Origin of the sequence: Actinomycetospora soli (assembly GCF_021026295.1) — a bacterium.
In the GTDB taxonomy this organism is placed as follows: Bacteria; Actinomycetota; Actinomycetes; order Mycobacteriales; family Pseudonocardiaceae; genus Actinomycetospora; species Actinomycetospora soli.
In genome coordinates this window covers 228,768-254,890 of the sequence record NZ_JAJNDA010000009.1, presented here as the reverse complement: position 1 = coordinate 254,890, position 26,123 = coordinate 228,768, and the positions used below count along the sequence as shown (strand labels likewise).

Below are 26,123 nucleotides of genomic sequence, written 5' to 3'. Positions count from 1 at the left end.
CCGTGAGGCCCGCCACGCCACCCGACGAGGGGAACTCTGCCGCGAGCGACGCGTCGCCGCACCTGTTCCAGACCCACTCGGGTCAGTCTGCTGCTCCGGACGGCAGTCAGGAGCGTCATGGCAGTTGGCAGGGTCACAGCGACGGCCGTGCTGGCGGTGGTCGTCCTCGCGCCGAGCGCGTCGGCGGCCCCGCCACCACCACCGCCGCCCTCCGAGGGTCGGGTGCTCGACACCCTGTTCGGCGGGCGGGCCGACGACGTCCCGGGCACGCAGTACCGCGAGTTCACGACGACGGCCACCGCCGGCCGGGTGCGCGGGCACCTGATCCGGGTCGACCTCGCGAACCGGACGGTCGCGGTCCGTCTGCTGCGACCCGCCGTCGTGAGTGCCGTCGGGACGGTGCCGGACCTGGCCGCGCGCGCCGGGGCGATCGGCGGGGTCAACGGCAACTTCTTCGACCAGGGCGGCACCGGGGCGTCGGTCGGGGTCGAGCTGGAGAACGGCGCCCTGGTGAAGTCCGCGGTGCCGGTCGGGCGCCGTCCCGCCCCGCCCGGCCCACCCGGGTCGAGCCCGGACACGGTCGTCGGGATCGGCGCCGACGGCCTGGGGCGGATCGGGCGGGTGCTGTTCTCCGGCACGGTGCGCCTCTCCGGCCGTGACCTGCCGCTCGCCGGGCTCAACCTCTACGCCGTACCGGTCGGCGGGGTCGCGGCGTTCACCCCGGCCTGGGGCGGGGCGACCCGCGCCCGCACCGTGTGCGGCAGCGACACCGACGCGAAGGCACCGTGCGCCCGGGACGCCGTGGAGGTGCGGGTGAAGGCCGGGAAGGCGGTCGCGGTCGGGCCGGTCGGCACCACGGCGGTACCCGCCGGCGAGGTCGCGCTCGTCGCCCGCGACGCGGCCGCCGCGCCGCTGCGGGCTCTCCGGGCGGGCGACCCCGTCGACGCCCGGTGGACCGCCCTCGCCCCCGACACCCCGCCGCTGCGCACCGCCCTGGGCGCGCTCGCGCTGGTCCGGGACGGTGCGCCGTGGCCGGGCCTGCAGACCTCCGAGCGGGCGCCGCGCACCGCGGTCGGGCTCTCCGCCGACGGGCGGGCCCTCTTCCTCATCGCCGTCGACGGCCGCCAGGAGGCGAGCGTCGGGGCCACGCTCGCCGAGCTCGGACGGCTCGTCACGGAGCTCGGCATCCCGCAGGCCGTCGCGCTCGACGGCGGCGGGTCCACGCAGATGGTGCGCCGCCCGGCCGGTGGACGGCTCGGCGTCGTGAACGTCCCGTCCTCGTCGCCCCTGCGCGCGGTGGCCGACGGGCTCGCCGTGGTGCCGGCGGCGCGAGATTTTCCGTCCGGGGCGGGAACATCGTGACCGCGGACGTGGTTGGATCGGGTGTCCGGGCCGGGCGCCATGTGCCCCCGGGTCTCAATAATAAGAGCCACCAGGGACGATCGTTCGGCTGAAGCCCTGGTGTGCCACGCGCCGCGAGGCGGCTCATCGCCCGGCTCGGACACCCCTCGCACGACGACGGGCCCGGCACCACCAGGTGCCGGGCCCGTCGTCGTTCGTCGGTCTACTGCCCGCCGCCGCCGAGGTTCGGCAGCTGGGACTGGAACTGCTCCTGGCACTGCGCCAGGGCCTGCTGGACCGCGGCCGGGTTGCCTGCGCTCTGCGCCTGGGCCAGGCACTGCTGCAGCTGGTCGAGCGAGTTCCCGCCGCCGGACTGGAAGAAGGCGAAGAGCCCGACGCCGACGACGATCATCAGGATGATGTTCACGATCACCGAGAGCAGACCGAGCAGCAGACCGGTGAGCGCGACGCCCCCGTTGGTCGCCTGCTGCTTGCGCACCCGGCCGCGGCCGATCACGCCGAAGATCACGGCGAGCAGACCGAACAGGAAGCCGATGATCGGCAGCCACCAGCACGTCAGCAGGCCGAGGATGCCGAACACCAGCGCCGCCGTGCCCATGCCGTTCTTCGGCTTCGGCGGCGGGGTGGCGGTGCCGGCGTCCCACTGCCCCTGAGGGAAGGGCTCGGTCACGTCGGATGTCCTCTCGGATCGGGTACGGGTGACCACCTTCTACCCGCCGCGTCCCGTTTCACACCGCCGGGCGGTGGCGACCGACGGAACGAACGACCCGTGCGTGGCCTCAGGCAGACCCGGAGGGCTCGGGCCCTGCCCGACGTCACTCCCGCCGCGGCCGGACCCCGGGAACCGGACCCACCCGCCGTCGGGAAGGCCCGACCCGGGCGAGCCGGAGGCCCTCAGCCGCGCAGCGTCGCCGTGTGGGCGATGGCCTCGTCCTGACGGCGGGTCTCCGCGCCGGTCGCGATCGGCGCGTCGATCCAGCTCTCCGGGATGCCGAACGCGTCGATCAGGGTCCGCGCGTGGGGCCGGAGCGTGTGGCAGAGCTTGTTGATCTCCGCCGTCACCGCCTTCGACCGCGCGGCCGAGATGCGGCCGTGCTCGAGGAACCAGCCCTTGTCCTGCTCGACGACGCTCAGCGCGTACAGGTCGCACACCGAACGCATCAGCTGCCGCGCCGTCGGGTCGGCCTGCGCCTCGCACGCGCGGTTGAAGGCGTCGAGGACGAGGCCGTCGAGGTGGGAGCGGGCGGCGTGGAGCAGGTGGTCCTGCGCGCGGTTGAAGATGGCGAACGCCCGGTCGGGCGTCACGCCCTTGCCGCGGGCGGGACGCAACCGGCGCACCAGCCCGTCGAGGATGTGCTCCTCGCGGTCGTCGAGCAGCTTGATCTGCCAGGACGCGTCGAGGACCTCCTCGTCGTCCCCGCCGGTCGCCGCACCGCGCAGGCGCTCGGCGAGCTGGTGCAGCGAGGTGCGCTCGGCGACGGTGTCGAGCACCTGGTCGGCGACGAAGCGGATGGTGCCGAGGGTGTCGAGGTGGCCGAAGTCGTCGGCGTAACCGGAGATGAGGCCCTTGGCCACGAGCTGGAGCAGGACGGTGTTGTCGCCCTCGAACGTGGTGAACACGTCCGTGTCGGCGCGCAGCGTGCCCAGCCGGTTCTCCGACAGGTAGCCCTGGCCACCGCACGCCTCGCGGCAGACCTGGATGACCTCGGTGGCGTTCCAGGTCGACAGCGCCTTGATGCCCGCGGCGCGGGACTCGAGCTCGCGCTGGCGCTTCTCGTCGACCGAGCCGCCTGCCTCCCGCTCGGTCTGGATGTCGTGGAGCATCTCGACGAGCTCGTTCTGGGCCAGCCGCAGCGCATAGGTGCGGGCCAGCAGCGGGAGCAGCTTCCGCTGGTGGGCGAGGTAGTCGAGGATCACGATCTCGCCGTCGCCGCCGGGGGCGGCGAACTGGCGGCGGGCCTCGGCGTAGCGCAGCGCGATCGTCAGGGCGAGCTGGGCCGCCCCGACCGCCGAGCCGGAGACGCTGATGCGGCCGCGCACGAGCGCGCCGAGCATCGTGAAGAAGCGCCGGTTCTCGCTCTCGATGGAGCTCGAGTAGGTGCCGTCGGGCGCGACGGTGCCGTAGCGGTCGAGCAGGTTCTCCCGCGGCACGCGGACCCCGTGGAAGGCGAGTCGGCCGTTGTCGACGCCGTTGAGCCCCTCCTTGTGTCCGTCGTCGGTGATCTCTACGCCGGGCAGGACGTTCCCCTGCTCGTCGCGCAGCGGCACGAGCACCGCGTGCACGCCGTGCCGGGTCGGCACCTCGCCCTCGCGCGCGGACCACAGCTGCACGAAGACCGCGGCCATCCGGCCGTCGCGGGCGGCGTTGCCGATGTAGTCCTTGCGGGCCGACTCGGTGGGCGTGTCGACCACGAACTCCTGCGTCGCCGGGTCGTAGGTGGCCGTGGTGTGCACCGACTGCACGTCCGAGCCGTGGCCCGTCTCGGTCATGCCGAAGCAGCCGGGCAGCGACAGGTCCATGACCGCCGGCAGGTACCGGGCCTGCTGCTCGGGGTTGCCCAGGGCCTGGATGGCCCCGCCGAACAGGCCCCACTGCACCCCGCTCTTGACCTGCAGCGACAGGTCGGCGAAGGCGAGCATCTCGAACGAGACCACCGAGCCGCCGATGTCCCCGCGGCCACCGACGGCCGTCGGGAAGCCGTGCACGGCGTGGCCGTCGGCGGCCAGCTGCCCGAGCATCTCCCACACCCGGGCACGGTGGGTCTCGGCGTCGATGCCGGGCTCGACGTGCAGCTCGGCGAAGTCCTCCCGGGCGCGGATCTCGTCGCGCAGCCAGGACCAGCGGCCGTCGAGGGACCGGCGGACCGCGTCGACGGCGGCGGGCGACACGTCGGACGGCGAGGGCGGGGCGGAGAACGGAGCGGCCATCTCGGAAGGCCTCCTCAGAGCTTGTTACTGGTCGGTAACCACGGTTGTACTGCGTACCGGGAGTACCCGCTTCCCCGGGTGGGGCGCGTCACCCGCTCAGGCGGACGCGGCCGAGGAGTTGACCGTGAGGTCGAGCCCGCCCCAGGCCAGGTCGGCGACCTCGGCGGTGATGACCTCGCGGGACACCTCGGGTCGGGCGGTCAGCCAGTGGTCGCCCACCGAGCGGACCATCCCGACGACCGCGTGCCCCCACGTCACCGCGGGCGCGGGGTCGCGGCCCTGGCGGTGCAGTTCGGTGGTGATGATCTCGCCGACGTGGTCGCCGATGAACGACGTCAGGTCGCCCACGAAGTCGCCCTCCGCCGCCGAGGAGGAGCGGTCGGAGCCCGGAGGGCGCATCACGTAGCGGTAGATGTCGGGGTCGCGCTCGATGAGCGTGAGGTAGGCGTCGATGCCCTGGCGCAGGATCTCCTGCGGCGGGCCGGCGGTGCGCATCGCCTCGGCCACCTGCCCGACGATCACCGCGCCGACGCGCTCGCAGACGGCCTGGTAGAGGTCGAACTTGTCGGTGAAGTGGCGGTACACCACCGTCTTCGAGGTCCGCGCCTGCGCCGCGACCTGACTCATCCCGACGTCGGGTCCGAACTGCCGGATGGCGACGATCGTCGCGAGCGTGAGCTCCTGCCGCCGGGCGCGCCGGTGCTCGTCCCAGCGGCTCGAACGTTTGTCGCGGCGGGGCGGCGGGGCAGTGTCCTGCTCCGGTGCGCCGTCGGTCACAGCGCCTTCCGACGACGGGGTGCGGCGGCCACGCCGGCCGGACCCCTCGTCCTCGTGACGATGCGAACGACGACTCACGGCACCCACGGTACCTGCTACTTTTGAGTAACCAAGCCCGCACCTCCCTGGAGGACCCCATGGCCAGCCCCCGTCGCGCGGCGGTCGTCGGCGCCAACCGCATCCCGTTCGCCCGCTCCAACGGCGCCTACGCCCGCGCCTCGAACCAGGACATGCTCACCGCGGCGCTCGACGGTCTCGTCGCCCGCTTCGGGCTGACCGAGGAGCGCATGGGCGAGGTCGTCGCCGGCGCCGTCCTCAAGCACAGCCGCGACTTCAACCTCACCCGTGAGGCCGTCCTCGGCTCGCGGCTCTCCGCCGCCACCCCGACCTACGATGTGCAGCAGGCGTGCGGCACCGGCCTCGAGGCCGCGATCCTCGTCGCCAACAAGATCGCCCTCGGGCAGATCGAGGTCGGCATCGCGGGCGGTGTGGACACCACGTCCGACGCCCCGATCGCGGTGAACGACGACCTGCGCGAGGTCCTCCTCGAGGCGAACCGCGCGAAGTCGACCGCCGGCGTCGTCAAGGCCCTCGCCGGGCTGCGCCCGGGCCAGCTCGTGCCCGAGATCCCGGCCAACCGGGAGCCGCGCACCGGCATGGCGATGGGCGAGCACGCCGCGATCACCGCCGCCCACTGGGGCGTCGAGCGCACCGCGCAGGACGAGCTGACGGCCCGCTCGCACCAGAACCTCGCGAAGGCCTACGACGCCGGGTTCTTCGACGACCTCATGACGCCGTTCCTCGGCCTCACCAAGGACAACAACCTCCGCGCCGACTCGACGGCGGAGAAGCTCGGCAAGCTCAAGCCGGTGTTCTTCCCGGCCGGGGGCGACAAGGCCGAGGCCACCATGACGGCGGGCAACTCGACGCCGCTGACCGACGGCGCGGCCACTGTGCTGCTGGCCTCCGACGAGTGGGCCGCCGAGCGCGGCCTGCCGGTGCTCGCGCACCTGGTCGACGCCGAGACCGCCGCGGTCGACTACGTGCACGGCGACGAGGGCCTGCTGATGGCGCCCGCCTACGCCGTGCCGCGCCTGCTCGAGCGCAACGGCCTCACCCTGCAGGACTTCGACTTCTACGAGATCCACGAGGCGTTCGCCTCGACGGTGCTCGCCACGCTCGCCGCCTGGGAGAGCCCGCAGTTCTGCAAGGAGCGCCTGGGGCTCGACGCGCCGCTCGGCTCGATCGACCGCGGCAAGCTCAACGTGCACGGCAGCTCGCTGGCCGCCGGCCACCCGTTCGCCGCGACCGGCGCCCGCATCGTGCCGACGCTCGCGAAGACGATCCACCAGAACGGCGGAGGTCGCGGGCTCATCTCCATCTGCGCGGCCGGCGGCCAGGGCGTCGTCGCCATCCTCGAGGCCTGAGAAGGGACACGTCATGTCGCACGACTGGTACTCCGACTTCGTCAACTCGGGCTTCGGCCGGGCGGTCGCCGGCAACGTCGGTCTCCCCCCGGTGCCGAAGCTGCGCCGCTGGCAGCCCGGGCAGCCGCTGCTCTCCGGCGCCGCCCTGCTCGGCACCGCCACCGCCGACGGCCGGGTCGCCAAGGTCGTCCGCGCGGTCCTCGCCGACGCGGGCGTGGAGGTCCACGAGGACCCGGCCGCCCCGATCGGCGGCGGCTCGTCCTCGTCGAAGGTCGCCGCCGCGGTCCTCGACGCCACCGGGCTGTCGAGCCCGCGCGACCTCGCCGCGGTCCAGCAGTTCCTCACCCCGGTGATGCGCCGGGTCGGGCCGTCGGGCCGCATCCTCGTGATCGGGGACGTCCCGGCCCAGGCCGAGCGCCCCGCCGTCCGCGCGGCCCGCCGGTCGCTCGAGGGCCTCGTCCGCTCCGCGGCCAAGGAGGCGCGCTACGGCGCCACGGTGAACCTGGTCCACGTCGCCGACGGGGCCGAGAACGACCTCGAGTCGACGCTGCGGTTCTTCCTCTCCTCGCGCTCCGCGTTCGTCGACGGGCAGCGCCTCGACGTCGGCACCGTGCCCGGGTACGCGGGCTCCTCGGCGGGCACCGACTGGGAACACCCGGTGACGGGCAAGGTCGCGGTCGTCACCGGCGCCGCGCGCGGCATCGGCCGCACCGTGGCGCAGACGCTGGCCCGGGACGGCGCGACGGTCGTGGCCGTCGACGTGCCGTCCGCGGGGGACGCGCTCGCCCACACCGCGAACGACGTCGGCGGCACGGCGCTGCAGCTCGACATCACCTCCGACGGCGCGGGCGAGGCCATCCTCGAGCACTGCCGTCGGCACGGCGGGATCGACATCGTGGTGCACAACGCGGGCATCACCCGCGACAAGCTGCTCGCGAACCAGGACACCGACCGCTGGAACTCGGTCATCGACGTCAACCTGAACTCGCAGCTCGCGATCAACGACCTGCTGCTGGCCTCGTCCGACGACGACGGGTTCCACCGCGGCGGCCGCATCGTCACCGTCTCGTCGATGGCCGGCATCGCGGGCAACCGCGGCCAGACCTCCTACGGCGCCTCCAAGGCGGGCGTCATCGGGCTGGTCGAGGCCACCGCCCCGCTGCTCGCGGACAAGGACGCGACGATCAACGCGGTCGCGCCCGGGTTCATCGAGACCGCCATGACCGCGGCGATGCCGGTCGGCACCCGCGAGGCGGGCCGCCGGCTGTCCTCGCTCACCCAGGGCGGCCTGCCGATCGACGTCGCCGAGACGATCGCCTGGTTCGCCCAGGGCGCCTCGTACGCGATCAACGGGCAGGTCCTGCGCGTCGACGGCCAGAACTACCTGGGGGCCTGACGATGCCCACCGAGACCCTCGACAGCGCGCCGACGCTCGGCGCGCTCTACGGGCGGGCCCTGCTGACGGCCCGGTCGGGCGGGTCCACGCTGCCCGACCGGACCCTGGAGCTGGTCAACGCCACCATCGACGCCGACGCGGTGGCGGACTACGCCCACGTGTGCGGGTTCCGGGTGGGCGGCGAGCTGCCGATCACCTACCCGCACATGCTGGCGTTCCCGCTGCAGATGCGGCTGATGACCGACCGCGAGTTCCCGCTGCCCGCGCCGGGCATGGTGCACCTGCGCAACGTCATCACCCAGCAGCGGCCGCTCGCCGTCGGGGAGCCGCTGGTGGTGCGCGTGCACGCCGAGCGGCTCGTCGCGCACCCCAAGGGCGCGCAGGTCGACCTGGTGTCGACGGTCGGCCTGCCCGACGAGGAGGCGGCCTGGCACTCGCGCTCGACCTACTTCGTGCGCGGGGCGAGCGCCGAGGAGCCGACCGACGCGGCGCCGCCGGAGCCGGAGCCGCACGTCGGGGACCGGCCGCACGCGGTGTGGACGGTGCCCGGCGACATCGGCCGGCGCTACGCCGCGGTGTCCGGGGACGTGAACCCGATCCACGTGAACGGGCTCGCGGCGAAGGCGTTCGGGATGCCCGGCACGATCGCGCACGGCATGTGGTCGAAAGCGCGCGTCCTCGCGGCGCTCGCCGGCCGCACCGACGAGGCCGTGACGGTCGACGCGGTGTTCCGCTCGCCGCTGCGCATCCCGTCGAAGGCGTTCCTCTACACCGCCGCCACGAAGGACGGCTGGGACGCCGCGCTGCGCTCGAAGAAGGGCAAGGACCACCTGCTGCTGACGGTGCGCCCGGCGTCGTAGGCGCACCGCCCCCGACCGACGTGAGGGGAACCCTCGAGCCACAAGAGCGCTCGAGGGTTCCCCTCACGCATGTCGGGGGTGCGGGGGACCCGGACACCGCGGGACGAACCCGGACAGCACGATCCGATCGCGCGCGACACGTGTCACGCGGAGCACCCCGCTTCACGGTGACACCGCAGGTCAGGGGCACGATCAACGGTCGTGGCCCCGCACTCCCCGTCCGCTCTCGACCCCACCGGGACCGGACCCACCGACCGGATCGCGCGTCCCGACGACGAGCCGGACACGCCCGGGCCGACAGGCACCGGGCCGACCCCACCCGCCGTCGGGACGAGCCGGTGGCGGCGCCTGCTGCCCCGGCGTCGGTGGGCGCGGCGGACGCTCGCCGCACTCGTCGTGGCGGTCGTGCTCGTCGGCGTGGTCGCCGCCCCGTCGCTCGTCCACGCGCTGACGCGGCCGGGCTCGGACACCGTCGCGGCGCGGCTGGCGGAATGGGGCCGCGACCACGGGCTCGGGCCGGTGGTGACCGCCCTGGAATCGGCGCAGTACCAGCTCGACCAGCCGCCGACCGGTGGCGCCCCGGCCGGGGGCATCCCGCCCGCGAACGGGGCGGAGGCCGACCGTCCGGGCGGCAGCCCCGCGCCACCCCCGCTCCCCGCGCCCGCCGGGCTCCCGCCGCTGCCCGGTGAGGGCCAGTGGCAGACCGTGGTGTCGACGCCGCGCGGGTCCGCGGTGCGGGTCGCGTCGGTGCGCCCGGACGCGCAGCACACGTCGTTCACCGTCGGTGTGCTGTGGATGGACCCGACGCTGGTGCGCGGCGTGCTGCACCCCGGCTCGGAGGACCCGGGCGGCACGTGGTCGGTGCCGTCGTCGATCGACGCGCAGGAGCAGCGCACCGTCGTCGCCGCGTTCTCCGCGGGCTTCCGGCTGCAGGGCGACAGCCACGGCGGCTGGTACCTCGACGGCCGGGAGGCCCGGCCGCTCGTCCCGGGTGCGGCCAGCCTCGTGATCCGCCGGGACGGGACCGCGGACGTCGGCGCCTGGGGCAGCGAGGTCCGGATGGGCCCGGACGTCGTCGCGGTGCGCCAGAACCTGGTGCCGCTCGTGGACCAGGGCGTGGTGAACCCGACCTGCGCCACCGGCGGCACCGCCGAGTGGGGCTCGACCGTGGGGCAGGCCGCCTACATCAACCGGTCGGCGTTCGGCGTGACGGCGACGGGCGCGGAGGTCTACGTCGGCGGCCCGGCGCTGTCGGTGTGCACCCTCGGCGAGATCCTGCGCAGCGCCGGCGTGGTCCGTGGGATGGAGCTGGACATCAACCCGGCGTGGGTCACCGGCGCGTACTTCCACCCCACCGGCGACCCGCGGCCCGACGCCTTCACGCTGTTCCCCGGCGAGCAGGTCGGGGCCCAGCACTACCTGCAGACCTCGAGCCGCGACTTCCTCTCCTTCGACCTGCGCACGGTGGCCGACACCGCCGGCGCACCGCCCTCCACGCAGCACACCGGGACGAAGCACACGGCGGCCGGGAGGCATCACCGGTAGTTCGCCGATGGAAGGATGTCGGCGTGTCGACGTCGCGCCTCCGGACCACCCTGCTCGTCGTCGCCGTCCTGCTGATCGCGCTGAACCTCCGCCCCGCGGTGGTCGCGGTGTCGCCGCTGGTCGCCCAGATCCGCGCGGACCTCGGCATCTCCAGCGCCGTCGCGGGACTGGTGACGACGCTGCCGGTGCTCTGCTTCGGCCTGCTCGCCCCCGTGGCGGGGCGGGTGGCGCGGCGGATCGGTCTGGAGACGACGCTGCTCGCCGCGCTGCTCGTGCTGACGGCCGGGATTCTCGTCCGGCTGGTGCCCTCGCTTGCGGCACTGCTGGTGGGCAGCCTGCTGGCGGGGGTCGCGATCGCGATCGGCAACACGCTGATGCCGGTCGTGGTGAAGCGCGACTTCCCGCACCGCACGGGGGCGATGACCGGCGCCTACTCGACGATGATCTCCGCGGGCGGCGCCCTGTCGGCCGCGGTCACGGTGCCGATCGAGCAGGCGACCGGACTGGGCTGGCGCCCGGCCCTCGCGCTCTGGGCGATCGGGGCCTGCCTCGCGATCCTGCTGTGGTCGCCCTGGGTGCTGCGGGCCCGGCGCGCGGCCGCGGCGGCACCGCCCGTGGCGCCGGCGGCCCCGGTCCGCGGCCTGTGGGGCTCGGCCCTCGCGTGGCAGGTGACGCTGCTGATGGGGCTGCAGTCGCTGCAGTTCTACTCGTTCACGGCGTGGGCGCCGACGTTGTTCGTCGAGCGGGGACGCACCCCGGCCGAGGCCGGACTCCTGCTCTCGCTCACGGGCCTCGCCTCCCTGGTGACCTCGGCGCTGACCCCGGTCCTCGCGACCCGCCGCCCGACCCAGTTCCACCTCGTGGGCCTGCTCATCGGCCTGTGGGTCGTGGGCTACCTCGGGCTGCTCCTCGCCCCGGACGGCTCCGCCGCGCTGTGGATGGTGATCATCGGACTGGGCCAGGGGGTCGGGATCTCGCTCGGCCTCACCCTGATCACGCTGCGCTCGCCCGACGCCGCGCACACCTCGGAGCTCTCCGGGATGGCGCAGGGCGTGGGCTACGTCGTGGCGGCCGCCGGGCCCTTCGCGCTGGGCGCCATCCGGGACGTGACCGGCAGCTGGACCTGGCCGATGGTCACGCTGCTCGTGATGCTCGTCCCGCTCACCGTGGCCGGGTTCGGGGCCGCACGGGACCGGCACGTCGGGGCCGGAGCGGCGGAGCGGGCCGCCGCGACGGTGCGCTGACCCCGGGTCGTTCACCTGTCGTTCGTCTCGTATGCCCGATTCGTCCGTGATCGTTACCTACGGTCGGTGGCACCACCACACGATCGTGACGACCGGGAGCTCCCCCACGTGAACCGCCGTCTCCTGCCGCTGCTCACCCGGACCGACCACCGCCGCTCCGCCACGCACTGCCGCTACAAGTGCGGCGACGCCTGCGACGCCCCGGTGCGCAACCGCAGTGACAACCCGACGTTCCGCGAGGTCGTGTCCGGCACGCTGAGCCGGCGCAGCGTCCTGTCGGCGGGTCTCGTGGTCGGCGCGACCGGCGCGCTCGCGGCCTGCGGCGGCGGCGGACCCGCGCCGACGGCGGCGGCCACCCCGTCCCCGTCCGCGCCCGTCCCGCCCTCGCCCGGCCTCGGCTTCACCGCGGTCGCGCCGAACACCGCCGACGCGGTCACGGTGCCGGAGGGCTACGCCCAGCAGGTCCTCATCCGCTGGGGCGACCCGGTGGTCACCGGCGCGCCCACCTTCGACGTCGCGAACCAGACCGCCGAGAGGCAGGCGCAGCAGTTCGGGTTCAACAACGACTTCCTCGCCGTGATCCCCATCCCCGGGGACACCACGCGGGCACTGCTCGTCGCGAACCACGAGTACACCACCGAGCCGTTCATGCACCCGGCCTACGTCGCGGAGGCCCCTACCCCGGAGCAGATCCGGATCGGGATGGCCGCGCACGGGATGAGCGTGGTGGCGGTGGCGCTCGACCCGTCGTCGGGACGGCCGACCTCCGTGCTGCAGGACCCGCTGAACCGCCGGGTCACGGCGACGACGCCGTTCACCCTGACCGGCCCGGTCGCGGGTGACCCGCTGGTCCGGACGGCGGCGGACCCCGAGGGCCGGACCGTGCTCGGCACGCTGAACAACTGCGCCGGCGGGACGACGCCGTGGTCGACGGTGCTCTCCGGCGAGGAGAACATCGACCAGTACTTCGCGAACGGCGCCGCGGTCGCCGACCCGGTGCTGAAGGCCCGCTACGAGCGCCTCGGGCTCGACGGCGAGGCGAGCGAGCGGCGCTGGGAGACCGTGGACCCGCGCTTCGACCTGCTCCGCGAGCCGAACGAGGCGCACCGCTTCGGCTGGGTCGTGGAGCTCGACCCGTTCGACCCGGCGGCCGCCCCGCGCAAGCACACCGCGCTCGGCCGGTTCAAGCACGAGGGCGCGACGGTGCGGGTGCTGCCCGACGGGACCACGGTCGCGTACATGGGCGACGACGAGCGCTTCGAGTACGCCTACAAGTTCGTCTCCTCCGCGAAGGCCCGCCCCGGCACGGCGCCCGCCGACCGGGCGTTCAACCAGACGCTCCTCGACCAGGGCACGCTCTACGTCGCCACCTTCACCGGTGAGGCCCGTCCCGACGGCGGGTCGGGCGGCCGGGGCGAGTGGCGCCCGCTGGTGGAGTCGCGGCCCGACGGCACCGCGCGCTCGTTCGTGCCCGGCTTCTCGGGCACCGAGGTGCTGCTGTTCACCCGGCAGGCCGCGGACGTCGTGGGCGCCACGAAGATGGACCGCCCCGAGGACGTCGAGCCGCACCCGGTGACGGGCGCGGTGTACATGGCGCTGACCAACAACGACGAGCGGGGCGTCGAGCCCGGGGCCGCCGGACCCGACGCCGCGAACCCGCGGCCGGCGAACACCAACGGCCAGGTGCTCGAGCTCGTCGAGGACCGCTCCGACCCGACCGCGACGACCTTCGCCTGGTCGCTGCTGCTCGTCTGCGGCGACCCGAAGGCGGCGGACACCTACTACGGCGGGTTCCCGAAGGACCAGGTCAGCGCGATCTCGTGCCCGGACAACCTGGCCTTCGACCCCACGCACGGGCACCTGTGGGTCTCCACCGACGGCAACGCGCTGGACGCCAACGACGGGCTGTTCGCGGTCTCGCTCGCCGGCGCCGACCGGGGCCGGGTCAAGCAGTTCCTCACCGTGCCCCGGGGCGCCGAGACGTGCGGTCCGGTGATCATGGCGAACTGCGCGATGGTGTGCGTGCAGCACCCGGGCGAGGTCGACGACGCCTCCCTGGACCGCCCGGCGTCGCACTGGCCGGACGGCGGCACCAGCCCGGCCCGACCCGCCGTCGTGGTGGTGTGGCGGTCCGACGGAGGTGGCTTCGCCTCGTGAGTACTTCTGACGGCTATCACCGTCAGAAGTACTCACGGGCGCGTCAGCGCACCTGGACCAGGGCCTTACCCGTGTTCTCGCCTCGCAGCAGCCCGAGGAAGGCGTCGACGGCGTGGTCGACGCCCTCGGTCACGGTCTCGGCGAACCGCACGCGTCCCTCGGCCACCCACGGCGTGACCTCCTCCAGGAACGCCGGGAAGCGGTCGAGCGAGTCCGAGACGATGAAGCCCTGGATCGACAGCCGCTTCTTGACGATCTGGAACAGGTTGTCCGGGCCGGGGGTCGTGTCGCCGTCGGTGTCGTTGTAGTGCGCGATCGCGCCGCACGCGGCGACGCGGGCGTAGTCGTTCGCCACGGCGATCGCGGCCTCGAGGTGGTCGGCGCCCACGTTGTCGAAGTAGACGTCGATGCCGTCGGGGGCGGCCTTCTCCAGCTGCTCGCGCACCGGCGCGTCCTTGTAGTTGAACGCCGCGTCGTAGCCGAGCTCGCCGGTCAGCCAGGCGACCTTCTCCGCCGACCCGGCGCTGCCGATCACCCGCGACGCCCCCTTCTGCTTCGCGATCTGCCCGACGAGGCTGCCGACGGCCCCGGCCGCACCGGAGACGAACACGGCGTCGCCGGACCGGAAGGCGGCGTGGTCGAGCAGGCCGACCCACGCGGTCAGGCCGGGCGCGCCGAGGACGCCGAGGTAGGCGCGGGGGTCGACGCCCTCGACGTCGGGGACCTTCTGCAGGTGCTTGGCCTTCGAGATGCCGTGGTCGCGCCAGGCGAGGTTGCCGAGGACGAGGTCCCCGACGGCGAGGTCGGTGACGTCGTCGCCGAGGGCGGTCACCTCGCCCACGGAGCGGCCGTCCATGGCCTGGTCCAGCTTGAAGGGCGGGACGTAGCTCGGCACGTCGTTCATGCGCCCCCGCATGTAGGGGTCGACCGAGAAGTACCGGTTCGCCACCTCGACCTCGCCGGGCCCGGGTGCCGGGAGCTCGCGCTCCACCAGCGCGAAGTCGTCGGGCGTGGGGAACCCCTGCGGGCGGCGGGCGAGGTGGACCTCGTGTGCGGTCGTCATGTCCTCCTGGTTACCCCTCGGACCGCAGGCGTGACATCCGGGCGCGACCGGGAACACCCGTCCCGGGTGAGGGGTTGAGCCGGAGCCGCTCAGAGCCGTCGTCTCCGCTCGCAGAGACCTGAGTCTCCCCGACTCAGGAATGAATCCCGGACGGCGATTGCTGAGCCCTACGACAGCCGCCGCAGACCACCGGTCGCAGGCGGCAGGACCCTCCAGGAAAGGTACGCATGACCAGCGCATTCGGTCCCGGCGGCCCCGGGTCCGGCCAGTTCGACGACTTCCTGGCGCGCTTCCTCGGCGGCAACACGCCGCGGGGCGCCCAGCGCATCGACATCACCGCCCTCATGACCGAGCAGGCCCGGGGTCTCGTGGGCACCGCGGCGGCCCAGGCCGTCGAGCGGGGCAACACGGACCTCGACGCGTGGCACCTCCTGCTCGCCGGGCTCCAGGTCGCGCCGCTGCGCGCCCTGATCGCCGGGACCGGGGCCGACACCGACGAGCTCGCCCGGTACGCCGACGGCCAGCTCCCGCGCGGGGAGGCCTCCGGCGAGCCGCCGGCCCTCACCCCCACCGCGAAGCGCACGCTGCTCGACGCCCACCAGATCTCCCGGGCGCTCGGGTCGAGCTACATCGGCCCCGAGCACATCGTGCTCGCCCTCGCGGCCAACCCCGACTCGCCCACCGGCAAGGCGCTGCAGTCGCGCGGCGTCGACCCGCAGTCGCTGCAGCGCAGCGCCTCCTCGGGTGGCCGCCCGGCCCCGCAGGCCGGTGCCCCCGCGGGCGACTCGGACACCCCGACCATCGACCAGTTCGGCGTCGACCTCACCGCCAGGGCGCGGGCCGGCGAGCTGGACCCGGTCATCGGCCGGGAGGACGAGGTCGACCAGACCCTCGAGGTCCTCTCGCGGCGCACCAAGAACAACCCGGTGCTGATCGGCGAGGCCGGCGTCGGCAAGACCGCCGTCGTCGAGGGCATCGCCCAGCGCATCGTCGCCGGCGACGTCCCCGAGCAGCTCGAGGGCAAGCGCATCGTCCAGCTCGACCTCACCGGCATGGTGGCGGGCACCCGCTACCGCGGTGACTTCGAGGAGCGGATGACGAAGCTGGTCGCCGAGATCCGCGAACACTCCGACTCGCTGATCGTCTTCATCGACGAGCTGCACACCTTGGTCGGTGCCGGCGGCTCCGGCGAGGGCGGCGGCATGGACGCCGGCAACATCCTCAAGCCCGCCCTGGCGCGTGGCGACCTGCACATCGTCGGCGCCACCACGCTCGACGAGTACCGGCAGTCCATCGAGAAGGACGCCGCACTCGAGCGTCGCTTCCAGCCCGTGATGGTCCCCGAGCCCAGCGTCGCGGACACCATCGCGATCCTGCATGGGCTGCGCGACCGCTACGAGGCGCACCACCAGGTCCGCTTCACCGACGACGCGCTGACGGCCGCCGCGGAGCTCTCCGAGCGGTACGTGACCGACCGGTTCCTGCCCGACAAGGCGATCGACCTCGTCGACCAGTCCGGGGCGCGGAAGCGGCTGCGTTCCAAGGCCCCGCACACCGACACGCAGGAGCTGGAGCGTCGGCTCGAGTCGCTGCAGCGCGACAAGGACCAGGCCGTCGCCGACGAGGACTACGAGCGCGCCGGCGCCCTGCGCGACGAGGTCGCCCAGGCCACGCAGGCCCTCGAGGAGGCCCGCCAGGAGCGGTCGTCCGGCCGCGACGGCGTCCTCACCGTCGGCGTCGACGACATCGCCGAGGTGGTCTCCCGCTCGACCGGCATCCCGGTCGCGCAGCTGACCGAGACCGAGCGCTCGCGGCTGCTCGGGCTGGAGGCCCAGCTCCACGAGCGGGTCGTCGGCCAGGACGATGCCGTCACGGCCGTCGCCGAGGCGGTCCGCCGTTCGCGCGCCGGTCTGGGCGACCCCGACCGGCCGATCGGCAGCTTCCTGTTCCTCGGCCCCACGGGCGTCGGCAAGACCGAGCTGGCCAAGGCCCTGGCGGCGGCGATGTTCGGCGACGAGGACCGCATGGTCCGCGTCGACATGAGCGAGTACTCCGAGCGGCACACCGTGTCGCGCCTGGTGGGTTCGCCCCCCGGGTACGTCGGCTACGGCGAGGCCGGGCAGCTGACCGAGGAGATCCGTCGTCGGCCGTACTCGGTGGTGCTGCTCGACGAGATGGAGAAGGCCCACCCCGACGTCTTCAACACGCTGCTGCAGGTGCTCGACGACGGGCGGCTGACCGACTCGCAGGGCCGGACGGTCGACTTCCGCAACACGGTGCTGATCATGACCAGCAACGTGGGCTCGGAGCTCATCACCACGAACACGCAGGCCCTGGGCTTCGCGCCATCGAGCGCGAACCCGGACCAGTCCCTGCAGGAGCGGCTGATGCCGCGGCTGCGGGAGTCGTTCCGGCCGGAGTTCCTCAACCGGATCGACGAGGTCATCGTGTTCAAGCGGCTCGACCAGGCCCAGCTGCGGACCATCACCGGCCTGCTGCTGGCCGAGACGCGGGAGCGCCTGGAGTCGCTCGACATCGCCGTCGAGTTCTCCACCGCCGCCGTCGACTGGCTCTCCGACCACGGCTACCAGCCCGAGTTCGGGGCGCGGCCGCTGCGCCGGACCATCCAGCGCGAGGTCGGCAACCGGCTGTCCTCGATGCTGCTCGGCGACGAGCTCACGGCCGGTGACCGGGTGCGCGTCGACGTGGCCGACGGGGGCCTGACCTTCACCGTCGACCAGCCCTCGCTCGCGAGCTGATCCACGACCACGCAGGGGCCCTCCGTCCGGAGGGCCCCTGCGTGTGTCCGGTGATCTTCGAGGCCGCACGGGGTACTCCACGGGTCGAGACACCTCGCGGAAGGACAGCGTCATGAGCGCGAACGTCGGTGACCGGATCACCCTGCACGCCAACTCCGTCGACGCCCCCGACCGCACGGGCACGATCGTCGGTGTCCTCGGCACCGACGGCCCGCCCTACCGGGTGCGCTACGACAACGGCGACGAGACCATCCTGACGCCGGGTCCCGACGCCACCATCGAGCCGCCCTCGGTCCGGGAACGTCTCGACCAGGCGGCAGGCCGGGCGTCGGAGAAGGCGACCGAGCTGGCCGGCGAGGCGCGCGCGACCGCCGAGGACGTCACCGGGCGGGCGGCCCGCACGGTGGCCGACGCGGCCGCGAAGATCGCGGACCGCCTCCAGCGCTGAACCGTCCCGGGCGGCGAAGGACACCGTCGTCCGGATGGACTGGCCGTGGGCGCCCACCGCCGGCCGGCCTCGTCGTACACGAAGGGCCCCTCCGGTCGATCTCCTCGGCCGGAGGGGCCCTTCGTGCATCCGGGAACTCAGACCCGCCGCGCCGCCGACGAACCGGTCGGCAGGAACAGCGACCCCCGCTCGAAGTCCTGGCGCACGCCCCCGCTCACCGCGTACTGGTCGGAGCGCGGGTAGCCGTAGGTCGACCGTTCGTAGCCGGCCGCCGCCCAGGTGGAGAGGATGCCGCCGCGCACCGGCCACGCGCCGGTCTGCGGGGTCCAGTAGACGAAACCGGCGGTGAACTGGGAGAACCGGCCCCGGCCGTCCGGGGTGCGGCGCTCGTCGGACGTCGGCAGCCCGACCGGCGAGGACGCGGCACCGAGCGCGTCGTACCGGCGGTTGATCTCGCCGATCACCGACCACGCCCCGGTTCCCGACGACCAGTACACCGCCCCGCCGGAGCCGGAGAAGCGGGTCACACGGGCGTTCTGGGCGGTCGCGCTCTCCACGACCGAGGGCTCGGCGAGCACGCTGCGCTGCGCCAGCCACTTCGTGCGGATCGGGTTGGCCGAGAGGTCCCCGACGAGTGCAGCCGTCCGGTCCCGGATCGTCGGCATCGACCGGACGCCCGTGTTGCCGGGGCACTCGGTGGCGCCGACGTCGCGGTGCGCGAACACCGTGGGCAGGGTGACGACCCGGCCCTTCGGGTACTTCGACGTGCCGCCGCCGGCGCTGGTGAGCGACACGGTGGCGCGGGGGTCGCGGTAGAGCCCGCCGAGCTTGTAGGCCGCGAGCTTCGCGGTCGCCTCGATCTGGGCGCCGGGCGGGGCGACGGAGGTGAAGTCGCCCATCATCCCGATGCCGAACGTCTCGCGGTTGAAGCCACCCGCGTGCGCCGCGATCACCGGGCGGTCGAGCCCGCCCTTGCGGCCCTCGAACACGGTGCCGAAGCGGTCGACGAGCACGTTGTAGCCGATGTCGCCCCAGCCCAGGGTCTTCGCGTGGTAGGCGTAGATGCCGCGCACGATCGCCGCGGAGTCGGCCGCGGTGTAGGCGTTCGTGCCCGCGGTGTGGTGGATCGTCACCGCCCGCACCGTCGGGGTGTACTCCGGCGGCCAGGTCATGAGCTTCTCGTCCGCGCCCCACTGGGCCCGCGTCACCACCGCCGGCCGGCCCGGGCTGGCGGTGGACGCCGCGACGGCGCGGGCGTCGTTGGTCGTCGTCGCCGGGTCGATCGAGGTGAGTGCCATCCGGGCCGTCGCGGGCGCCCCGTCGTCCACCGCCCGCACCTGGACCTCCCGGCTGTCGGCGACCCACACCGGCTCGCTGCTCGCGACGGCCGCCCGCTTCCCGTCCCGCTCGGCGTCCACCGGGTCGACCCGGGTCCACGCCCCGAACGTGCCGTTCGCCAGGCGGCTGCGCAGTTCGATCAGGTCGGGCGTCGGCCCGGTCCAGCTGACGGCGACGAGCTTGAGCGGGTCGGGACTCGAGGCCTGACGCGCGTCGGCCGAGTCCGGGGACGGGGCGGGCGCCCCGAGCGCCTCGCGCTCGACCTTCGGCTCGACGGCCGTCGCGGCGGGCAGCGGCGCCACCGGCGGGGGCTCCGCCGCCGTCCCGACGGCGGGTGCGGCCGGGACCGGCGCGGCGGCCGCGACCGCCACCGGTCCCGCGGTCAGCGCGACCACGACGAGCGCTCCCAGCACCCGGACCCGACATCCCACGGTGATCCTCCCCCGACGACGCTGCCCACTTAGCGGTCGGGACAGTGGCGTCGTTACCGGGCGGCACGAACGAGCGACGATCACAGCGGGGCGATCACCCGATCACCGCAGCCGGAGACCCGTCGATGTGACTTAAGGTCACCGGCATGGACGACGACCTCAGCCTGCGCGACCGCGTCCGCAGCCAGTACGGGAACGCGGTGTCGGTGGGCGACATCCTCTCGTTCCTCGACTACCGGGTGAACGAGCTCTACTGCGCCGTGCTCGAACCCGAGCGCCACGGTTCCCGCGTCCCCGGGTCGCCGGTGCGGATGTCCGGCCTCGACGCGGTGCTCAACACCGACGCGACCGCCTTCCGCACCCTGACCGAGCTCGGGGACCGCCTCGACCGCGTCGAGGCCAAGCTCGACCGGCTCCTCGCCAGGCTCGACACCTAGCGCAGCGCCAGCTCGGCACGCACCGGGGCCGCCGGCAGCACGACGGTGGTCCGGGTGTCGCCGGGCACGCTCGTCACCTCGACGGTGCCGCCGTGCTCGGTGACCACCGCCGAGACGATGGAGAGCCCGAGGCCCGTCGAGCCGGTCGCCCGGGCCCGGCCGGCGTCCCCGCGGGCGAAGCGCTCCAGGACGTGGGGCAGCAGGTCGGGCGCGATGCCCGGCCCGTCGTCGCGCACCACGAGCCGCACCTCGTCGCCGGCGCGGTGCAGTTCGACGACGACGTTCGTGCCACCCGGCGTGTGCGTGCGGGCGTTCGCGAGCAGGTTCGCCACGACCTGGTGCAGCCGCTCGGGGTCCCCGATGACCATGACCTCCGCGGGCTCCTCGTCGTCGGGCAGGTCGAGCGCCCAGTGGTGCTCCGGGGACGCGGCGTGGGCGTCGCTCACCGCGTCCAGGACGACCCGTGCGAGGTCGACCGGTTCGCGCGCGAGCGGGCGGCCGGCGTCGAGCCGCGCCAGCAGCAGGAGGTCCTCGACGAGCAGCGTCATCCGCTCGGTCTGCGAGCCGACCCGTTCGAGCATGGCCCCGACCTCGTCGGGCATCTCCCCCGTCCGACGGCGGGCGAGCTCGGAGTAGCCGCGGATCGCCGCCAGCGGGGTGCGCAGTTCGTGCGAGGCGTCGGCGACGAACTGCCGCACCCGGGTCTCGGACTCCTGCCGGGCGGCCAGCGAGCGGGCGACGTGGTCCAGCATCCGGTTGAACGCCGCGCCGACCTGCCCGACCTCCGTGCGCGGGTCGGCGTCCGCCGCCGGGACACGGTCCTCGAGCTGGACCTCGCCGCGCCCGAGCGGCAGCTCCGACACGCGCCGGGCGGTGGCCGAGACCCGGTGCAGCGGCCGCAGGGTCGCGCGTGTGGCGAAGGCGGCGACCACGCCCGCGACGAGTACCCCGCCGCCGAAGATGATCGTCTCGTAGACGGCGAGGCTGCCCACGGTGGCGTCCATGCGGCCGGTCGAGATGCCGAAGTAGACCACCGATCCGTCGTCGGTCTGCCGGGCCGAGAGCCGGTACGACGAGGCCAGCGCGGGCAGGTCGATCGTCTCCACCCGGGGCCGGGTGGACTCGCCGTCGGGATCGTCGGGGTCGCCGGGGGCGCCGCCCCCGCTCGGAGTCACCGCGAGGACCGGGGCCACGTCGTCGAGGGCGATCGGCAGGTCGGAGCCGCGGAAGCCGCCGAGCGCGACCGCGGACACCACCCGCCCGTCCACGCTGCGGACCTCGATGCGGCTGGTCGTCGAGTCCCCGCCGCCGAAGCCGCTCCCGGCGTCCGGCGGCGGCGGGCGGCGGCCGTCGGCGCCGTCGGGCGGGTCGGCGACGAAGCCGATGGTGCGGGTGACCTCCTGGTCGAGCTGCTGGGTCAGGTAGTGCCGCAGCGAGAGCGCGGCGCCGACGCCGACCACGGCGCAGACGACGAGGAGCAGGACCATCGTCGTCAGGACGATGCGGGCCTGCAGGGACCGCAGGAAGCGCACTCCGATCACCCGGCGGGCTTGAGGACGTACCCGGCCCCGCGCACCGTGTGGATCATCGGCGTCCGCCCCGCGTCGATCTTCTTGCGCAGGTAGGAGATGTAGAGCTCGACGATGTTCGACTGGCCGCCGAAGTCGTAGTTCCACACCCGGTCGAGGATCTGGGCCTTCGACAGGACGCGACGCGGGTTGCGCATCAGGAAGCGCAGCAGCTCGAACTCGGTGGCGGTCAGGTCGATCTGGTCGCCGCCGCGGAACACCTCGTGCGAGTCCTCGTCGAGCGTCAGGTCCCCGACGACGAGGCCGGCGTCGCCGCGCACGGCGGTCGCCACGGCGGCGCGGCGCAGCAGCCCGCGCAGCCGCGCGACGACCTCCTCGAGGCTGAACGGCTTCGTCACGTAGTCGTCGCCGCCCGCGGTGATCCCGGCGACCCGGTCCTCGACCGCGTCGCGGGCGGTGAGGAACAGGACCGGCACGTCGGGGTTGTCGGCCCGCAGCCGGCGCAGCACCTCGAAGCCGTCGATGTCGGGCAGCATGACGTCGAGGACGACGACGTCGGGGCGGAACTCCCGCCCCGAGGTCACCGCGCCCAGCCCGTCGCCGGCGCTGCGGACGTCCCAGCCCTCGTAGCGCAGGGCCATGGAGAGCAGGTCCGCGAGCGTCGGCTCGTCGTCGACGACGAGGGCACGGACCGGGCTGCCGTCGGGCCGCCGGAGCTCGGCGCGCACTGCTGCGTTCATGACGCCCACTGTGGCACCGCCCGATTCGCCCGGGCTGGGCGAACCCTGTGCGTCAGCTGTGCGTGAGACCGACGGGGAGGCGCTTCCAGCCGCGCAGGATGATCGTCGGCCGACGCTCCGGGGTGCCCGCCGGCGCCAGGTCCGGGAAGCGGGTGAACAGGCCGCGCAGCGCCACCTCGCCCTCCATCCGCGCGAGCGCGGCGCCGAGGCAGTAGTGGATGCCGCTGGAGAACGCGACGTGGTCGCGCGCGTTCGGCCGGCCCACGTCGAAGCGCTCCGGGTCGGTGAAGACCGCGGGGTCGCGGTTGGCCGCACCGAGCACCGTCACCACGATCTCGCCGCGGCGGATCGGCACCCCCTCGACCTCCGTGTCCCGGCGGGCCAGCCGCGCGGTGCGCTGCACCGGCGAGTCGTGGCGCAGGATCTCGTCGACGGCGTTGGACCACAGGTCGGGCTGCTCGGCGAGCAGGGCCCGCTGCTCGGGGTGCTCGAAGAGCCGCCGCGTGCCGTTCGAGATGAGGTTGACCGTCGTCTCGAACCCGGCGGCGAGGATGAGCATCGAGGTGGCGACGAGCTCCTGCTCGGTCAGGCCCGACCCGTCGTCGTCGGCCACCTGCACGAGCCGCGAGAGCAGGTCGTCGCCCGGGTTCGACCGCAGCGCGCGCAGGTGGTCGCGCAGCCAGCCGTCGAAGGCGGCGAGGGATCGTTCGGCGGTCGCGTACCGCGACCACGGCAGTCCGAGGTCGAGGGTCGCGGCGCCGCCGTCGCCCCAGGTGAGGAGGTCGTCACGCCGCTCGGGCGGGACGCCGAGCATCTCGGCGATGACGGTCACCGGGACCTGGGCGGAGAAGCGGGACACGAGGTCGACCGACCCGCGGCGCAGCTCCGGCTCGAGGTCGTCGAGCAGCCGGGAGGTGATCTCCTCGGTGCGCGTGCGCAGGGCGGCGACCGCCTTCGCGGTGAACGCGCGGGTGACCAGACGGCGGTAGCGGGCGTGGTCGGGCGGGTCGACGGCGAGCATCGAGGGGGCGTCGTCGATGCTCGCGTAGCGGCGCGGCCCGATGAGCCGCATCCCCAGGCGCACCGGGGCGGGGAAGACCTGGTCGCGGTCGGCGACCCCGAAGTCGTCGCTGCGCAGCACCGCGGTGGTGATGTCGTGGTGCGCGGTCACGCGCCCCATCGGGCCCTGCGCGAACGGGCGGTGGCGACGCAGCTCGCGGTAGTGCTCCCACGGCTCGGCCTGCAGCGCGGGATCGCGCAGCAGCCGGGCGTCGCGGTTGCCCGCGCGCGCCCGGGCGGCGAGCGCACGCCGCAGCAGGCCGTGGGAGAGACCCCACCGCACCGCGAGGGCGGGTGTGGACGGCACACCGCTGCGGGCACCGTCGACCAGGAACGCGACCATACCGACCACCTCTCACCGACCCGTCGTCGGGAACATACTCGGGGTATGTGACTGACCCAGACTATGCTTCGGCGTCGTGGTCGAGGTCAAGAGCCGTCGCGGGGAGTACACCGGGGCGACCCGGCGCGCCCTGCTGGACGCGGCGGCCCGGCTGTTCACCGAGCGCGGGTTCGCGCAGACGTCGCTCGACGACGTCGCCGCCGACGCCCGGGTCACCAAGGGCGCGATCTACCACCACTTCGCGAGCAAGACCGGGCTCTTCGAGGCGCTGTTCGACGAGCTCGAGCACACCGAGAGCGGGGCGGCGCGCGCGGCGTTCGAGGCGTGCGAGGACCCCGGTGCGGGCGTGGTCGCGGCCCTGGACCAGTTCCTGCGGGCCTGCTCGGAGCCGGTGTACGGCGCGTTGGTGTTCCGGGAGGCGCCCCTCGCGCTCGGGTGGGACACGTTGCAGCGGTACGAGGCGAAGTACTCCTACGGGCTGCTCACCGACATGCTCGGCGCGCTGCGCGGGACCGGCCGGATCCCGATCTGGGGCGGCGACGCACTGCCGCGGGTCGTCTTCGGCATGCTCAGCGCGGCGGGCCAGCTCCTGGCGCGCACGCCGCCGGAGGACGTGGAGCGGGTTCGCGCGGAGTGCCGCGTGCCGTTCACGGCCCTGCTCGTCGGGCTGAGTAGCACCACGGATTCCTGACGCCGGGTCGCCCGGCACGGTTCGGAGGCATGGCTACCGCTCCGGCCCGTCCCGTCACCGCCGCCTTCGCCGCCCAGGCCGCGCTCTCGTTCGGCGCCTCCCTGCTGGCCCTCGGCGTCGGCCTCGTCTACCTGCCCGTCGACGGCTGGGTCCGCGGCTTCCTCGCCGTCGGCCTGCTGTGGTGCGTCACGTCGGCCTTCACGCTCGCGAAGGTCGTGCGTGACCGCCAGGAGGAGGGCACGATCCTCAGCCGCGTCGACCAGGCGCGCCTGGACAAGCTGCTCGCCGAGCACGACCCGTTCGCGTCGGGCTGACCCCTCACCTCGTAGCAGGAAAGCGTCGTTGCTGTCATCCAGTGGCAGCAACGCCGCATCGTCAGCGCGGCGGGTGCGGCAGCGGTCGGCCCGCCGCGCGCCGGCACCACCCGCCACGGGTGGTGGACATGCGCCGCTTCCGCGACGGCAGGAGCTCGCCGTGCAGCACGATCTCGCCGTCCTCCCAGGCCCAGTGGAGGAACCGCTCCTCCCACGGGCGCTCCATGAGGCTCAGGCGCTCCGACATCTCCCTCTGCTCCGCCCAGAACCGGGCGAATCCGCTCCAGCGCTTCACACCGTCCATGCTCCGAGCGGCCGGGCGTTCTGAGAAGCGACGAGTTCACGGGGCGGGCTTAAGCTCTGCTGCATGCTCGACCCGCGGCGCCTGCTGACCCTGCGCGCGGTCGTGCGGGCCGGGTCGATGACGGCCGCGGCCGCGGAGCTCGGCTACACGCCGTCCGCGGTGTCGCAGCAGGTCGCGGCCCTGGAGCGGGAGACGGCCACGCCCCTGCTCGTGCGCCATGCGCGCGGGGTCCTGCCCACCGAGGCGGGCGCGCTCCTCGTCGAGCACGCGGAGGTCGTCGCGGGGCGCCTGGCGCGGGCGGCCGAGGAGGTGGCCGACCTCACCGCCCTGCGGGCGGGCCGGCTGCGTCTGGCGTCGTTCGCGAGCGCGGGGGCCCGCCTGCTGCCCGGCGCGATCGGGGAGTTCCGGCGCCGCCACCCCGCCGTCCGGCTCTCGCTCGAGCTGGCCGAACCCGACGAGTGTCCCGACCGACTGCGCGACGGTGACCTCGACCTGGCCATCACCTTCGGCTACGTGCCCGGCCCGGCGCTCGACGCCGACGGGCTGACGTCGACGTTCCTGTTCGACGACGCCGTGAACGTCGCGCTCCCGGCCGGGCACCCCGCCGTCGGGGACACGCTGAGACCGACCGACGAGGTCGACGTCGCCACGTTGCGCGACGCCGCCTGGATCCGGGACGCGGGCAGCCTGTGCCGCGAGCAGCTCGTCGACATGTGTGCGACGGCGGGCTACACCCCGAACATCGCGTTCGACTCCGACGACTTCCCGATGGTCAGCGGGCTGGTCGAGTCGGGTGTCGGCGTCGCGCTCGTGCCCGACCTCGCCGTGCACCAGATGGGACGCCGGGTGGTGCTGCGTCGGCTGCGTCCCCGCGTCGTGCGGCGCATCGAGGCGCTGACGCTGCCGAACCCGGCGCCCGCCACCGCCGCCATGCTCGACGTGCTCCGGTCACGTCGGGCGGCCTGACGGCG

The 26,123-nt window shown here is 74.0% G+C and carries 22 protein-coding genes; 13 read left to right on the top strand and 9 right to left on the bottom strand.

Translation table 11 applies throughout. The features are described 5' to 3' along the window. Positions 1-117 precede the first annotated feature (117 nt). Positions 118-1,362 (top strand): phosphodiester glycosidase family protein, encoded by a 1,245-nt coding sequence (locus LN037_RS17020; RefSeq protein WP_230754710.1) that lies wholly within the window; start codon positions 118-120, stop codon positions 1,360-1,362. Positions 1,363-1,564: 202 nt separating this feature from the next. On the opposite strand, the gene LN037_RS17015 is transcribed toward LN037_RS17020, so the two are convergent. The 3 genes from LN037_RS17015 to LN037_RS33715 all read right to left on the bottom strand — a co-directional run bounded on the left by LN037_RS17015 (position 1,565) and on the right by LN037_RS33715 (position 5,067). Continuing rightward, complete coding sequence (locus tag LN037_RS17015; protein WP_230754707.1) at positions 1,565-2,032, bottom strand: DUF4190 domain-containing protein; 468 nt, start codon at positions 2,030-2,032, stop codon at positions 1,565-1,567. 224 nt (positions 2,033-2,256) lie between these two features. Then, the gene (locus LN037_RS17010; protein WP_230754706.1) at positions 2,257-4,290 is read right to left on the bottom strand and encodes an acyl-CoA dehydrogenase family protein; all 2,034 of its coding nucleotides are present in this window, start codon (positions 4,288-4,290) and stop codon (positions 2,257-2,259) included. A 96-nt stretch (positions 4,291-4,386) separates the two neighbouring features. Beyond that, positions 4,387-5,067: a TetR family transcriptional regulator gene (locus LN037_RS33715; protein ID WP_230754704.1), complete on the bottom strand. Its 681-nt coding sequence runs from the start codon at positions 5,065-5,067 to the stop codon at positions 4,387-4,389. A gap of 137 nt (positions 5,068-5,204) precedes the next feature. Between LN037_RS33715 and LN037_RS17000 the strand changes: the two genes are divergently transcribed. From LN037_RS17000 to LN037_RS16975, 6 genes are all read left to right on the top strand, one after another. Further along, on the top strand, positions 5,205-6,494 hold the full coding sequence (locus tag LN037_RS17000; RefSeq protein WP_230754702.1) for an acetyl-CoA C-acetyltransferase: 1,290 nt from the start codon (positions 5,205-5,207) through the stop codon (positions 6,492-6,494). A 13-nt stretch (positions 6,495-6,507) separates the two neighbouring features. Continuing rightward, positions 6,508-7,890, top strand: a complete 1,383-nt coding sequence (locus LN037_RS16995) for a 3-oxoacyl-ACP reductase (protein ID WP_230754700.1) — start codon at positions 6,508-6,510, stop codon at positions 7,888-7,890. Positions 7,891-7,892: 2 nt separating this feature from the next. Further along, entirely contained in the window at positions 7,893-8,750 is an 858-nt protein-coding gene (locus LN037_RS16990; protein ID WP_230754698.1) for a MaoC/PaaZ C-terminal domain-containing protein, read from the top strand. Between the two features lie 201 nt (positions 8,751-8,951). Next, positions 8,952-10,295: a hypothetical protein gene (locus LN037_RS16985; protein WP_230754696.1), complete on the top strand. Its 1,344-nt coding sequence runs from the start codon at positions 8,952-8,954 to the stop codon at positions 10,293-10,295. A gap of 23 nt (positions 10,296-10,318) precedes the next feature. Continuing rightward, positions 10,319-11,539 carry a CynX/NimT family MFS transporter gene (locus tag LN037_RS16980; protein WP_230754694.1) on the top strand — a complete coding sequence of 407 codons (1,221 nt, stop codon included), beginning with the start codon at positions 10,319-10,321 and terminating at the stop codon, positions 11,537-11,539. A 108-nt stretch (positions 11,540-11,647) separates the two neighbouring features. Continuing rightward, entirely contained in the window at positions 11,648-13,696 is a 2,049-nt protein-coding gene (locus LN037_RS16975; RefSeq protein WP_230754692.1) for a PhoX family protein, read from the top strand. Positions 13,697-13,739: 43 nt separating this feature from the next. Here the strand turns inward: LN037_RS16975 and LN037_RS16970 are convergent, their stop codons facing one another. Beyond that, positions 13,740-14,759 (bottom strand): NADP-dependent oxidoreductase, encoded by a 1,020-nt coding sequence (locus LN037_RS16970; RefSeq protein ID WP_230754690.1) that lies wholly within the window; start codon positions 14,757-14,759, stop codon positions 13,740-13,742. A gap of 227 nt (positions 14,760-14,986) precedes the next feature. Here LN037_RS16970 and LN037_RS16965 point away from each other — a divergent pair, with 227 nt between their 5' ends. Both LN037_RS16965 and LN037_RS16960 read left to right on the top strand, forming a co-directional pair. Next, entirely contained in the window at positions 14,987-17,518 is a 2,532-nt protein-coding gene (locus LN037_RS16965; protein WP_230754689.1) for an ATP-dependent Clp protease ATP-binding subunit, read from the top strand. Between the two features lie 112 nt (positions 17,519-17,630). Continuing rightward, entirely contained in the window at positions 17,631-17,966 is a 336-nt protein-coding gene (locus LN037_RS16960; protein ID WP_230754687.1) for a DUF1918 domain-containing protein, read from the top strand. 137 nt (positions 17,967-18,103) lie between these two features. Here the strand turns inward: LN037_RS16960 and LN037_RS33710 are convergent, their stop codons facing one another. Beyond that, positions 18,104-19,735, bottom strand: coding sequence for an N-acetylmuramoyl-L-alanine amidase (locus LN037_RS33710; RefSeq protein ID WP_230754685.1), 1,632 nt, complete (start codon positions 19,733-19,735; stop codon positions 18,104-18,106). A 146-nt stretch (positions 19,736-19,881) separates the two neighbouring features. Here LN037_RS33710 and LN037_RS16950 point away from each other — a divergent pair, with 146 nt between their 5' ends. Next, positions 19,882-20,172: a hypothetical protein gene (locus LN037_RS16950; protein WP_230754683.1), complete on the top strand. Its 291-nt coding sequence runs from the start codon at positions 19,882-19,884 to the stop codon at positions 20,170-20,172. On the opposite strand, the gene LN037_RS16945 is transcribed toward LN037_RS16950, so the two are convergent. The 3 genes from LN037_RS16945 to LN037_RS16935 are packed head-to-tail and all read right to left on the bottom strand — an operon-like array spanning position 20,169 to position 23,843. Then, the gene (locus LN037_RS16945) at positions 20,169-21,713 is read right to left on the bottom strand and encodes a sensor histidine kinase (RefSeq protein ID WP_308286154.1); all 1,545 of its coding nucleotides are present in this window, start codon (positions 21,711-21,713) and stop codon (positions 20,169-20,171) included. The two genes, LN037_RS16950 and LN037_RS16945, sit on opposite strands and share 4 nt — an antisense overlap. Continuing rightward, the gene (locus LN037_RS16940; protein ID WP_230754681.1) at positions 21,710-22,441 is read right to left on the bottom strand and encodes a response regulator transcription factor; all 732 of its coding nucleotides are present in this window, start codon (positions 22,439-22,441) and stop codon (positions 21,710-21,712) included. Before LN037_RS16940 ends, LN037_RS16945 begins: the two co-directional genes overlap by 4 nt. Positions 22,442-22,493: 52 nt before the next feature. Beyond that, positions 22,494-23,843 carry a cytochrome P450 gene (locus LN037_RS16935; RefSeq protein ID WP_230754679.1) on the bottom strand — a complete coding sequence of 450 codons (1,350 nt, stop codon included), beginning with the start codon at positions 23,841-23,843 and terminating at the stop codon, positions 22,494-22,496. A 76-nt stretch (positions 23,844-23,919) separates the two neighbouring features. On the opposite strand from LN037_RS16935, the gene LN037_RS16930 reads away from it, so the two are divergent. Next, the gene (locus LN037_RS16930) at positions 23,920-24,534 is read left to right on the top strand and encodes a TetR/AcrR family transcriptional regulator (RefSeq protein WP_230754677.1); all 615 of its coding nucleotides are present in this window, start codon (positions 23,920-23,922) and stop codon (positions 24,532-24,534) included. 29 nt (positions 24,535-24,563) lie between these two features. After that, on the top strand, positions 24,564-24,848 hold the full coding sequence (locus LN037_RS16925) for a YiaA/YiaB family inner membrane protein (protein ID WP_230754675.1): 285 nt from the start codon (positions 24,564-24,566) through the stop codon (positions 24,846-24,848). 61 nt (positions 24,849-24,909) lie between these two features. Here LN037_RS16925 and LN037_RS16920 read toward each other — a convergent pair whose 3' ends face one another. Beyond that, complete coding sequence (locus tag LN037_RS16920) at positions 24,910-25,143, bottom strand: hypothetical protein (protein ID WP_230754673.1); 234 nt, start codon at positions 25,141-25,143, stop codon at positions 24,910-24,912. A gap of 72 nt (positions 25,144-25,215) precedes the next feature. Here LN037_RS16920 and LN037_RS16915 point away from each other — a divergent pair, with 72 nt between their 5' ends. Next, the gene (locus LN037_RS16915; RefSeq protein ID WP_230754671.1) at positions 25,216-26,118 is read left to right on the top strand and encodes a LysR family transcriptional regulator; all 903 of its coding nucleotides are present in this window, start codon (positions 25,216-25,218) and stop codon (positions 26,116-26,118) included. The last annotated feature ends 5 nt before the right edge of the window (positions 26,119-26,123 follow it).

Coding starts and splice junctions, on each gene's coding strand:
- LN037_RS16940 (WP_230754681.1), bottom strand. CDS start 22,441: ATGAACGCAGCAGTGCGCGCCGAGCTCCGGCGGCCCGACGGCAGCCCG.
- LN037_RS16950 (WP_230754683.1), top strand. CDS start 19,882: ATGGACGACGACCTCAGCCTGCGCGACCGCGTCCGCAGCCAGTACGGG.
- LN037_RS17010 (WP_230754706.1), bottom strand. CDS start 4,290: ATGGCCGCTCCGTTCTCCGCCCCGCCCTCGCCGTCCGACGTGTCGCCC.
- LN037_RS16965 (WP_230754689.1), top strand. CDS start 14,987: ATGACCAGCGCATTCGGTCCCGGCGGCCCCGGGTCCGGCCAGTTCGAC.
- LN037_RS16925 (WP_230754675.1), top strand. CDS start 24,564: ATGGCTACCGCTCCGGCCCGTCCCGTCACCGCCGCCTTCGCCGCCCAG.
- LN037_RS16935 (WP_230754679.1), bottom strand. CDS start 23,843: ATGGTCGCGTTCCTGGTCGACGGTGCCCGCAGCGGTGTGCCGTCCACA.
- LN037_RS16995 (WP_230754700.1), top strand. CDS start 6,508: ATGTCGCACGACTGGTACTCCGACTTCGTCAACTCGGGCTTCGGCCGG.
- LN037_RS16970 (WP_230754690.1), bottom strand. CDS start 14,759: ATGACGACCGCACACGAGGTCCACCTCGCCCGCCGCCCGCAGGGGTTC.
- LN037_RS17000 (WP_230754702.1), top strand. CDS start 5,205: ATGGCCAGCCCCCGTCGCGCGGCGGTCGTCGGCGCCAACCGCATCCCG.
- LN037_RS17020 (WP_230754710.1), top strand. CDS start 118: ATGGCAGTTGGCAGGGTCACAGCGACGGCCGTGCTGGCGGTGGTCGTC.
- LN037_RS16990 (WP_230754698.1), top strand. CDS start 7,893: ATGCCCACCGAGACCCTCGACAGCGCGCCGACGCTCGGCGCGCTCTAC.
- LN037_RS16915 (WP_230754671.1), top strand. CDS start 25,216: ATGCTCGACCCGCGGCGCCTGCTGACCCTGCGCGCGGTCGTGCGGGCC.
- LN037_RS16960 (WP_230754687.1), top strand. CDS start 17,631: ATGAGCGCGAACGTCGGTGACCGGATCACCCTGCACGCCAACTCCGTC.